Origin of the sequence: Rhodanobacter sp. C01 (assembly GCF_002001045.1) — a bacterium.
GTDB lineage: Bacteria > Pseudomonadota > Gammaproteobacteria > Xanthomonadales > Rhodanobacteraceae > Rhodanobacter.
The window spans coordinates 484,676-496,063 of the sequence record NZ_MUNR01000014.1; the positions used below are offsets into that span (position 1 = coordinate 484,676).

At 63.5% G+C, this 11,388-nt stretch carries 10 protein-coding genes; 1 reads left to right on the forward strand and 9 read right to left on the reverse strand.

The window, feature by feature from the left end:
* Positions 1-88: 88 nt before the first annotated feature.
* From bamA to rpsB, 9 genes are all read right to left on the reverse strand, one after another.
* Entirely contained in the window at positions 89-2,506 is a 2,418-nt protein-coding gene (gene bamA, locus B0E50_RS16370) for an outer membrane protein assembly factor BamA (protein ID WP_077442379.1), read from the reverse strand.
* 193 nt (positions 2,507-2,699) lie between these two features.
* Positions 2,700-4,046, reverse strand: coding sequence for an RIP metalloprotease RseP (rseP, locus tag B0E50_RS16375; protein ID WP_077442380.1), 1,347 nt, complete (start codon positions 4,044-4,046; stop codon positions 2,700-2,702).
* Between the two features lie 36 nt (positions 4,047-4,082).
* Positions 4,083-5,258, reverse strand: a complete 1,176-nt coding sequence (locus B0E50_RS16380) for a 1-deoxy-D-xylulose-5-phosphate reductoisomerase (RefSeq protein ID WP_077442381.1) — start codon at positions 5,256-5,258, stop codon at positions 4,083-4,085.
* Position 5,259: 1 nt separating this feature from the next.
* Positions 5,260-6,078 (reverse strand): phosphatidate cytidylyltransferase, encoded by an 819-nt coding sequence (locus B0E50_RS16385; protein WP_077442382.1) that lies wholly within the window; start codon positions 6,076-6,078, stop codon positions 5,260-5,262.
* Positions 6,079-6,087: 9 nt separating this feature from the next.
* Complete coding sequence (uppS, locus tag B0E50_RS16390) at positions 6,088-6,843, reverse strand: polyprenyl diphosphate synthase (RefSeq protein WP_077442383.1); 756 nt, start codon at positions 6,841-6,843, stop codon at positions 6,088-6,090.
* A 25-nt stretch (positions 6,844-6,868) separates the two neighbouring features.
* A complete protein-coding gene (frr, locus tag B0E50_RS16395; protein WP_077442384.1) occupies positions 6,869-7,426 on the reverse strand; it encodes a ribosome recycling factor in 558 nt (185 codons plus the stop codon).
* A gap of 53 nt (positions 7,427-7,479) precedes the next feature.
* Positions 7,480-8,202 (reverse strand): UMP kinase, encoded by a 723-nt coding sequence (pyrH, locus tag B0E50_RS16400; RefSeq protein WP_077442385.1) that lies wholly within the window; start codon positions 8,200-8,202, stop codon positions 7,480-7,482.
* A gap of 215 nt (positions 8,203-8,417) precedes the next feature.
* Positions 8,418-9,296, reverse strand: a complete 879-nt coding sequence (gene tsf / locus B0E50_RS16405) for a translation elongation factor Ts (protein WP_077442386.1) — start codon at positions 9,294-9,296, stop codon at positions 8,418-8,420.
* 93 nt (positions 9,297-9,389) lie between these two features.
* A complete protein-coding gene (rpsB, locus tag B0E50_RS16410) occupies positions 9,390-10,265 on the reverse strand; it encodes a 30S ribosomal protein S2 (RefSeq protein ID WP_077442387.1) in 876 nt (291 codons plus the stop codon).
* Positions 10,266-10,578: 313 nt separating this feature from the next.
* Between rpsB and map the strand changes: the two genes are divergently transcribed.
* Positions 10,579-11,343 (forward strand): type I methionyl aminopeptidase, encoded by a 765-nt coding sequence (gene map, locus B0E50_RS16415; protein ID WP_077442388.1) that lies wholly within the window; start codon positions 10,579-10,581, stop codon positions 11,341-11,343.
* The last annotated feature ends 45 nt before the right edge of the window (positions 11,344-11,388 follow it).

An 11,388-nucleotide genomic window follows, 5' to 3' on the forward strand; every position in this document is an offset into this window, starting at 1 on the left:
CGGGATCTGCCTGCGGGATCTGCGGCTCCGCAAAGCAGAAAGCGCGGCATCGCCGCGCTTTCCCTGTACCCCGCTGTTGCCGGGGTTCTTAGAACGTGCTGCCAAAGGTGAACTGGATGCGTTCTTCGTAATGGCTGTCGTCAGCCTGGGTGCGGAACGGCACGGCCAGGCTGATGATCAGCGGGCCGATCGGTGCCTGCCAGTGCAGCGAGATACCGGCCGACGCACGCAGGGTGCTGGCATTGAAGCTCTGGATGTTCTGGTAGGCATTGCCGACGTCCGTGAACAACGATACGCGCGCAGTGTTGGTGTCCTTCAGGAACGGCAGTGGCAGGTACAGCTCGGCGGTGCCGAGCACCTTGAACGCGCCGCCGATCGGCTGTGCGTAATAGCTGCCGTTGTCACAGTAGCCGTTCTTGGCCGGAGTGGTGCCATCGATGCAGACGCGTGGTCCCAGCGTGTTGTCCTGGAAGCCGCGCACGTCGCGCACGCCGCCCGAGTAGAAATTCGCCCAGAACGGGAAGTCCTGGCGCATGTCTGCCGGAGCGGTCTGACCGGCAGCAGCATAGACGGCCTTCAACGCGTCGTAGGCCTGGTCGCTGATGCCATTGCTGCCGTAGGTCTTGCCGTAGCCTGCCTGACCATCCAGGTACAACACGAAGCCCTTGCCGATCGGCCAGTAGTGATTGGCTTCCGCCGTCACCTTGTAGTACTGCACGGTCGAGCCGGGCAGGGCGACATCGGTCGACACGGAGATCAGGCCGCCGCGGGTCGGTGCCCAATAACCATTGCGGGTATCGTGGTTCCAGCCCAGTGTGCCGGTCCAGGAATGGATGGTCTGGTAGCCGATTTCGTTCTGGTAGTCGATCAGCATCTGCGGGCTGTAGCCCGGAATCAGGTTGACCTTGTTGCTGCTGATGCCCAAGCCCACGCGTACGGCATCGGTCTCGGTGATCGGAATGCCCAGATAGCTGGAGAACGCCTTCTGACTGGTCGAGTAGTCGGCAAAATCGGTATTGCCGTAGTCGGTCTTGGAATAGGTCGCGTTGTAACCGATACCGACGCCATTGTCGGTCAGGTACGGGTTGTAGTAGTTGACGCCATAACTGGTGGTGTAATAGCTGCGTGAACCGCTCACCGAGACGCTGTCGCCGGTGCCGAACAGGTTGTTCTGCGTCACCGAGGCATTCAGGATGATGCCTTCGAGCTGCGAATAGCCGACGCCGAACTGCAGGCTGCCGGCGGACTGCTCCTCAACCTTGACGCTGATATCGACCTGATCCTGCGTACCTGCCACCAGCTTCTTGTCGATGTCGACCGTCTTGAAGAAACCCAGCCGCTGCAGGCGGATCTTGGAGCGGTCGATCGCCGCCTGCGAATACCAGGAGCCCTCGAGCTGGCGCATCTCGCGACGCAGCACCTCGTCCTCGGTACGCGTGTTGCCCTGGAAGATGACACGGCGCACATAGACGCGTTGACCCGGCTCGATGTAAAGGGTCAGGTCGACGGTGCGCTTGTCCTTGTCCAGCTTGGGGATCGGCGTCACCTTGGCAAAGGCGTAACCGATATTGGCCAGGATGGCCTTGATCGACTTCGTGCTGGACTCGATCGCGGCCCGGTTGAAGGTATCGCCCGGCTTGACGAAGATCACCTTGCGCAGGGTTTCCTCCGGCAGGATCAGCGTGCCGAGCAGCTTGACGTCGGTGACCTTGTAGATATCGCCTTCCTTCACGCTCGCGTCGATGTACATGGCGCGCTTGTCGGGCGAGATCGACACCTCGGTGGAGTCGACGCCGAAATCTGCATAGCCGCGATCCATGTAATAGGACTGCAGCTTCTCCAGGTCACCGGAGAGCTTTTCGCGCGAATACTGGTCGTCCTTCGAATACCACGACATCAGGTTGGGCGTATTCGACTCGAAACCCTTGCGGATCTCCCCGTCGGTGAAGGCGTGGTTGCCGAGAATCTTGATCTCCTCGATCTTGGCCGCCTTGCCCTCACGAATCTCGAGGTCGATCGAAACACGGTTGCGATCGAGCGGGGTCACGTGCGGGATCACCGACACGTTGTACTTGCCGCGGTTGTAGTACTGACGCACCAGCTCCTGCTGCACGCCATCGATGGACTGGCGATCGAAGGTCTCGCCTTCGGCGATACCGGTCTGCTTCAGTCCCTTCTTCAAGTCATCGGTCTTGATGTCATGGTTGCCGCGGATGGTCAGCTTGGCGATTGACGGCCGCTCGACCACCTTGATCACCAGGATGCTGCCGTCGCGGTCGAGCGTGACTTCACTGAAGAACTTGGTGTTGTACAACGCACGAATGGCCTGTTGGGCCTCGTCGTTGGTCAGCCGATCACCCTTGTTGATCGGCAGGTAGTTGTACACGGTACCGGCGGAGATGCGGCTGAGGCCGTCGATGCGGATGTCAGACACCACAAACGGGTCGAACGCAAACGCATTGGCGGAGAGGGAGGCAAGCAGGATCAGCGCGGCGATACGCTTCATCGTCGGTTCCGTTGGGTTATTTCGATGGGGTGGCCAGCATGGCCGCCCCGATCAATGCAAGAGACGGGAACTGACCCCACCCCGAAAAGAAAACACGCACCCGAAACGGGGGCGTCTGAAACATGCCCATTCGACCGCACAGCAACGGCGGACGGCGGGTAATGGATAGCAAGTGCACTCTGCCTACCATCTCTCAGGACAGCAAAATGCGGTGAATGTCGTTGAAAAAGGCCAGTCCCATCAAGGCAGTTATCAATGCAAGCCCGATGTACTGGCCAACGATCATCGTCTGCTCGCTGACCGGGCTGCCCTTGACCAACTCCACAAGATAATACAGCAGGTGCCCGCCATCCAGGACAGGAACCGGCAGCAGGTTGATGATCGCAAGATTCAGCGAGATGATGGCCAGGAACTGCAGAAACCATGAGGGGCCCATGCTGGCCGACGCATTCGCTACCTGTGCGATGCCCACGACGCCCGACAGGTTCTGAGTCGAAGCCTGGCCGGAGATCAACTTGCCGAGCATGCTGAATTTCTGCGTGGTACCGAGCCAGGTGGTCTGCAACGATGCCCTGAAGGCCTTTACCGGTCCATAGCGCAGCAGGGTTTTCTCCGGCGCCGGTGCGCCAATGCCCATCACCCATTTTGCGGGCTGACCTTCCAGCGACTCCCACCGCGCAGCGACGGTCAGCGTTTGCGATTTGCCGTCACGGTCGACCACGACCGATAGCGTCGGCGACCTTGCTGCATCGGTTTGCACCTGTTTGCTGAAGGCGATGAAATCACCGGCAGGTTGGCTGTTTATGCTGATCAGGCGATCGCCGGCTTGCATGCCTGCCAGCGCCGCCGGCTGGCCCGGTTTGACGGTCGCGGCGATCGCAGGTGGCGGTGCGGGCTGCAGGCCCAGTTTGTCGAAATAGGTATCCACCGTCTGCCCCGGCGGCAGCTGATCCAGCGGCAGCACGAGCTGCCGCACGTGACCATCGGCTCCGCGCACCGTCAGGGGGAGCGGCGCACGCCCGAGTAAAGCATTGGCCAGGGCGTCGAGAGAATCACTCCACGTGGCCATTTCCTCGCCGTCGATGCTGAGAATGCGGTCGCCAGGCTGGACGCCGGCCTTGGCCGCGATGCTTTGCGGCGCGGCGGTGATCAGTGGCGCAACATCCGGGCGGCCCAGCATGAACATCAACCAGAACGCTGCGATGGTGAAGATCAAGTTGAAACCGGGTCCCGCGGCCACGATGGCGATGCGCTTCCACACCGACTTGCCGGTGAACTCCTGGTCGCGCAAGGCGGGATCGACCTCGCCCTCGCGTGCATCCAGCATCTTGACGTAACCGCCCAGCGGAATCGCGGCAATCTGGTATTCGGTGCCGTCTCGGCCGATGCGCTTCCAGATCGCGTTGCCGAAGCCGACCGAGAAACGCAGCACCTTCACGCCGCAGCGGCGCGCGACCCAGTAGTGGCCGAATTCATGAAAGGTCACCAGCACGCCCAGCGTGACCAGCAACCAGAACACCGAACCGAAAAAGGAAGTCATCAAGTGCCGTAAGGGAAAGTCATCGAACCAAGGATATCAGCAAGCATTGCGCAGAATACGGCGGGCCGCCTCGCGGGCGACCCGATCGCGTTCAGCAAGGGTCCCAACATCGACCACGACTTGCGGCGGCAGTTCCGCAAGTACGGCCTCGACTACATCGGCGATCGACAGGAACGGCAGGGCGCCGGCCAGAAATGCTTCCACGGCGACTTCGTTGGCGGCATTCAGCACGGCCGGGGCGTCGCCGCCAGCGCACAAGGCCTGGAACGCCAGCGCCAGGCAGCGGAAGGTGGTCAGATCCGGTGGCTCGAACTGCAGCGGTGCGCAGGCGGCCAGATTCAAGGGCGCCACGCCGGCTTCGACCCGCTCCGGCCATGCCAGCGCGTGGGCGATCGCCGTACGCATGTCCGGGTTGCCGAGCTGGGCCAGTACCGAGCCGTCGACGTATTCGACCAGCGAATGCACCAGGCTCTGCGGATGGACCAGCACGTCGATGGCCTCGGCCGGCGCGCCGAACAGGTGATGTGCCTCGATTACCTCCAGCCCCTTGTTCATCAGGGTGGCCGAATCGACCGAGATCTTGCGGCCCATCACCCAGTTCGGATGCTTGCAGGCCTGATCGGGCGTGATGTCGGCCAGCTCCGATCGCGTATGGCCACGGAACGGGCCACCGGACGCCGTCAGGATCAGCCGGCGTACGCCGCTCGCGCGCAGATCCGGCCGTCCACCCGGCAGGCACTGGAAGATCGCGTTGTGCTCGGAGTCCACCGGGATCAGTGCGCCGCCGCCCGCAGCGACGGCGGCCAGCAGCAGCGGCCCGGCCATCACGATGGACTCCTTGTTGGCCAGCAGCAGATGCTTGCCGGCACGTGCCGCGGCCAGGGTGGAGTCCAGCCCGGCGGCACCGACGATCGCGGCCACCACGGTGTCGCACAGCTCGCCGGCGGCGGCGGCCGTCAGCGCAGCATGGCCGCTGGCCACCTCGCAGCGCACACCGACGGCGGCAAGACGACGCGCCAGTTCGGCCTCCAGCGTGGGGTCGGCGATCACCGCCAGCTGCGGTCGATGCCGTATGCACAGCTCGACCAGCGCCTCGACCTGGCGGTGCGCAGTCAGCACGGTGGCGCGGAAGCGCTCCGGGTGACGCGCGATAACGTCGAGCGTGTTGCCGCCGATCGAGCCAGTGGCGCCAAGAACGGCGACATTCTTCATTTCAGAGGCCCAGCAGCAACAGGCCGGCGGCGAATACCGGCAGCGCGGCAAACACGCTGTCGAGTCGATCCATCAGGCCGCCATGGCCGGGAAAGATGGTGCCCGAGTCTTTGACCTGGGCATGCCGCTTCATCAGGCTCTCGATCAGGTCGCCGACAATCGATGCCGCCACGGTGAGCAGTGCCAGTGCGGCCAGACCAAGCAATTGCGCGCCTCGCACATCGAGCAGCCAGCCACCGAGCATGGTCACCAGCACCCCTGCGACCATGGCGCCGTAGGCGCCGGCCCAGGTCTTGCCCGGACTGATCTGCGGCGCCAGCTTGCGCTTGCCAAAGGTGCGACCACTGAAATAGGCGCCGATGTCGGCGGCCCAGACAATCACCAGTGCCAACAGGGTCCACCAGTGGCCGTGCGGCAGGCGCTCATGGATGCTCACCAAGGCGATCCATGCCGGGAAGATCACGAACGCGCCGGCCAGCAGTTTCAGCGTGCGGTTCTCCTCGGTCGGAGCGGCGGCGAACGCGAAATGGCGCAGCCACAGGCAGGCCAGCAGCCACCACGCCACGCCGGCAGCCAGCAGTAGCGCCGCCGTCATGCCGGCATGCCCGCACCACAGCAAGATGAACACGAGAGTGGCGGCGACCAGCAGGCCGATCCGTGCAGACTGATTCTTCAGTCCGCTGAGCTCGGCCCATTCCCACAGCGCTGCGAGGAACGCCGTCGCCGAGATCAGCGCAAATACCGTGCTCGACGACAGCAGGATGATCAGGATCACCAGTGGCGCGAGCACCAAGGCAGTAAGGGTGCGCTGAAGCAGCATGGAAATCCTTCAGGAAGTGGCGGCGACTTGCTCGCCGGTGCGACCGTAACGGCGCTCACGACGGGCATAGTCCTCGATGGCCTGACGCAGGCAGGCCTGGTCGAAGTCCGGCCACAGGGTATCGGTAAAGTACAGCTCGGCGTAGGCCGCCTGCCATAACAGGAAATTGCTGATGCGGCATTCGCCACCGGTGCGGATGAACAGGTCCAGTGGTGGCAGTCCGGCCAGGCTCATCCACTGATTCAGCGTGGCCTCGTCGATCTGGTCGGGGCGCAGTTCACCGCGGACCACCGCCTCGGCAGCCTGGCGGGCGGCCTGCACGATGTCCCAGCGACCACCGTAGTTCACCGCAATGTTCACGTGCAGCCGGTCGTTGTCCGCGGTACGGGTCATGGACGCCTGCATGCGCTGGCGCAACGGCTCGTCGAATGCGCTCAGATCGCCGATGAAGCGCAGGCGCACGCCATTGGCGTGCAACTCGTCGACTTCCTTGTCCAGCGCACGCACGAACAGGCCCATCAGGGCGCCAACCTCGTCCTGCGGGCGTTGCCAGTTTTCGCTGGAGAACGCGAACAGGGTCAGTGCCTGCACGCCTTCGCGCATGCAGGCCTCGATCGCCGCGCGCACGGCCTTGCGGCCAGCGTTATGGCCGAAGCTGCGTGGGCGATGGCGAGCCTTGGCCCAGCGACCGTTGCCGTCCATCACGATGGCGATATGGCGCGGAACCTGCGGAGCCGGAACCTGTCGAGCTTTGGCCTTGGTCATGGAGTGAAGCAGGGCGATGGCCTCGTCAGAGGGCCATCAGCTCCTCTTCCTTGGCCTTCACCACGGCATCGACGTCCTTCACGGCGCGGTCGGTCAGTTTCTGGATCTCGTCGTCGACGCGACGATCATCGTCCTCCGTGATCAGCTTTTCCTTGAGCAGATCCTTGACCTGCTGTAGGGCATCGCGGCGCACATTGCGGATCGCGATCTTGGCGTTTTCGCCCTCGTGACCGACGTGCTTGGCCAGTTCCCGGCGGCGCTCCTCGGTGAGCGCTGGCATGTTCAGGCGGATCACGGTACCGGCGGTAGTCGGCGTGATACCGATGTCCGAGGCCATCAGTGCCTTCTCGATCGGTGCCACCATGGTCTTTTCCCATGGCGTGATGAGGATCGTGCGGCCATCGGCCAGCGACACCGAGGCGACCTGGCTCAATGGCATGTCGGCGCCGTAGTAGGACACCTTGATGTGGTCCACCAGCGCGGTGCTGGCGCGACCGGTACGGATGCGGGTGAGATCGTGCTTGAGCGAGTCGATGCTCTTGCCCATGCGGGTCTGGGCATCGGTCTTGATGTCATTGAGCATGTGAGGTTTCCCGGTGGATCTGGCTAGCCGCGAAGTATAGCAGCGGGGCTGGTTCAGCCGCCGTCGACCAGGGTGCCGATCGCTTCGCCATGCATGATCCGCATCAGGCTGCCAGGCACGGTCATGTCGTAGATGCGCAGTGGCATCTGGTGATCGCGGCACAGCGCGATGGCAGCCGTGTCCATTACCGCCAGCTTGCGCTCGATCACATCGTCGTAGCCGAGCCGCTCGTAGCGGGTGGCGTCGCTGTGTTTGGCCGGGTCGGCGGTATACACGCCATCGACCTTGGTGGCCTTCAGCAGCAGCTCCGCGCCCACTTCCACGGCACGCAGTGCGGCAGCCGAGTCGGTGGTGAAGAACGGATTGCCGGTGCCTGCCGCGAACAGCACGATGCGGCCCTTCTCGATGTGGCGGATCGCACGACGGCGGATGAAATCCTCGGCTACGTCGTGGATCTGGATCGCGCTCATCACACGGGCGAAGCCGCCACGGCGTTCGATCGCGTCCTGCATGGCCAATGCATTCATCACCGTGGCGAGCATGCCCATGTGGTCGCCGGTGACGCGATCCATGCCGGCTGCGGCCAGGCCGGCGCCACGGAAGATGTTGCCGCCGCCGATCACCACGCCGATCTGGATGCCGGCACGCTGCACCTCGATGATCTCGTCGGCGAGCCGGCCGATCACCTTCGGGTCGATGCCATAATCGGCCTCGCCCATCAGGGCCTCACCGGAGAGCTTGAGCAGAATGCGGTGGTACTTGGGCTGGTCGCTCATGGAATCTCCGGATTGTGTGGGGCAAACCGCGTCATTGTAGTGGCAGTGGGCCGCTGCCGGGAACGCCGGCGTCGGGTCGTCGTTGCATTCGCGACGCACGCGCGACGGCTTTCAGTTGTGTCGAATCCTGTGCTGACGTGATTCGTGAAAGGCGCGCCCACAAAAAAGCCGCGGTTGCCCGCGGCTTTTTTGTGGGCTGATGGCCTGGAGGTTGCTTAGCCCTGCATCGCCTTGGCCACTTCGGCCAGATAGTCTTCCTGCACCTTCTCGATGCCTTCGCCAACGGCCAGACGGACCACCGAGACGACATCGGCGCCTTCCTTCTTCAGCGCATCGGCCACGGTCACATTGGTGTCCAGCACGTAGGGCTGGCCGAGCAGGGTGACCTCGGAAACGATCTTGTTGATCTTGCCGGAGATGATCTTCTCCAGGATGTCGGCCGGCTTGGCCTTGTCCTTGTCGGTCATCTGGCTCAGCGCGATCTCCTTTTCCTTGGCGATGAACTCGGCCGGAACATCCTCGGCGCGGACATGTGGCGGATTCATTGCCGCCACGTGCATCGCGACACCCTTGGCCAGTTCCTCGGAGCCGCCCTTGAGGGCCACCAGCACGCCGATGCGGCCGCCGTGGATGTAGCTGCCGATCACGCCGTCGGACTTGACGACGGCCATGCGGCGCACGTCGATCTTCTCGCCAATGGTGGCGATCAGGGCCTTGGCGGCTTCCTCGACATTGCTGGCGCCAGGGTAGGCGGCGGCCTTCAGCGTGTCGATATCGGCGGCGCCGGAATTCAGCGCGACGTCGGCGACGGTGTCGCTGAACTTCAGGAAGCTGGCGTCCTTGCCGACGAAGTCGGTTTCGCAGTTGATCTCGACCAGCACGGCCTTGCCCGGTGCCTGGGCGGCCACGATGCGGCCTTCGGCGGCAATGCGGCTGGCCTTCTTGTCAGCCTTGGCCAGACCGGACTTGCGCAGCCATTCCATCGCCACGTCGATGTCGCCGTTGTTCTCGACCAGTGCCTTCTTGCATTCCATCATGCCGGCGCCGGACCGCTCGCGCAGCTCCTTGACCAGTTGGGCGGAAATATTGCTCATCGGTATTCCTCTGATGCTTTGATGGCGCCGCGGCTATGCATGCCGCGGCGCGTTATCGCTTGTTGATCCGGTGCCGCAGCGCCGTGGCCATGCTTACTTGGCGGGCGCGCCATCGTTGCGCGGGCCACGGCCACCATCACGGCCGCCGTCGCGGCGCGGGGCGCCAGCACCCTTCTTCGGCGCAGCGTCACGGCGCGGGGCCGGCTTGCGATCGATCTTGGCGACCGGGTTGCCTTCCTCGTCCAGTTCGACGAAGTCGTTGGCATCGCCCTGGGCGGCGGCCGGCGCGGCAGCCTTGCCTTCGAGGATCGAGTCGGCGGCGGCGCGGGCGTACAGCTGGATCGCGCGGATCGCGTCGTCATTGCCCGGGATGGCGTAATCGACCAGTTCCGGGTTGTAGTTGGTGTCGACCACGGCGATCACCGGGATGCCGAGCTTCTTGGCTTCCTGCACGGCGATGTCTTCGTGGCCGATATCGATCACGAACAGCGCGTCGGGCAGACGGTTCATGTCCTTGATGCCACCCAGCGAGGCCTGCAGCTTGTCGCGCTCACGGCGACGGGCCAGCACTTCGTGCTTGACCAGCTTCTCGAAACTGCCATCGGTTTCGGCCGCTTCCAGTTCCTTCAGGCGCGATACGGACTGCTTCACGGTGCGGAAGTTGGTGAGCATGCCGCCGAGCCAGCGCGAGGTGACGAACGGCATGCCGGCGCGTGCAGCCTCTTCGGCCAACGGCTCGCGGGCCGAACGCTTGGTGCCGACGAACAGGATGGTGCCGCGCTTCTGTGCCAGACCCGACAGGAAATTCATCGCGTCGGTGAACAGGGGCAGGGTCTTTTCGAGATTGATGATGTGGATCTTGCCGCGCGCGCCGAAGATGTACGGGGCCATCTTGGGGTTCCAGTAACGGGTCTGATGACCGAAATGGACGCCGGCTTCGAGCATTTGACGCATGGTGACTTGTGCCATGGGTGTAACTCCTTGCATTGGTCCTTGAAGGACCTGGGGGTTGGGACCTCCACGCATCCCCGGCTTCGACCGCGACTTGCCCGATTCTCATTGGTGGGCAGGCCGCAGCACCCCGAAGGCGGTGCCGATACGTGTGTGGCGTTGGTTGGGTGTTGTACCGCGGGGCGGTTACAATCCCGGTTCGCTTTGCGCTGCAACGATCGTCCAAACGGTCGTGTCAGGTCAGCAAAACTCCGAAATTGTAGCCGGTCCGCCGGCGGAGCGGCAAGTCGCCGGATTTTCTGGGCTTCTGTCGCCATATGAAGTGGAATCCATGGCCATTACCCTGAAATCCCCCGAAGACCTCGAAGGCATGCGCATTGCCGGCAAGCTGGCAGCCGAAGTGCTGGCGATGCTGAAGGAACACGTCAAGCCCGGGGTGACCACGGAAGAGCTGGACCGTCTCGCCTACGAACACATCGTCAACGTGCAGCAGGCGATCCCTGCCAATGTCGGCTACCACGGCTTCCCCAAGACGCTGTGCAGCTCGGTCAACCACGTGATCTGCCATGGCATTCCCAGCCCCGGCAAGGTGCTCAAGGAAGGCGACATCGTCAATCTCGACGTTACCGTGATCAAGGATGGCTGGCACGGGGACACCAGTCGCATGTATTTCGTCGGTACGCCTGGCGTGCTGGCCAAACGGCTGGTCGATACCACGTTCGAGGCGATGATGCGCGGCATCCAGGCCGTGCGCCCGGGCGCCACCCTGGGCGACGTTGGTCATGCGATCCAGCAGCACGCCGAGGCGGCCGGCTTCAGCGTGGTGCGCGAGTACTGCGGCCATGGCATCGGCAAGGTCTATCACGACGAACCGCAGGTGCTGCACTACGGCAAGCCCGGGACCGGGGTCGAACTCAAGAAGGGCATGACCTTCACCATCGAGCCGATGATCAACGCCGGCAAGCCGCAGACCAAGCAGTTGCCGGATGGCTGGACCGTAGTGACCAAGGATCATTCGCTGTCGGCGCAGTGGGAACACACCATTGCGGTGACCGACAACGGTTTCGAGATACTCACGGCGTGGCCGGACGCCTGATGACGCAGCCATAAGCGCGAGGCGGAATCAGAGGCCCATGCAGGC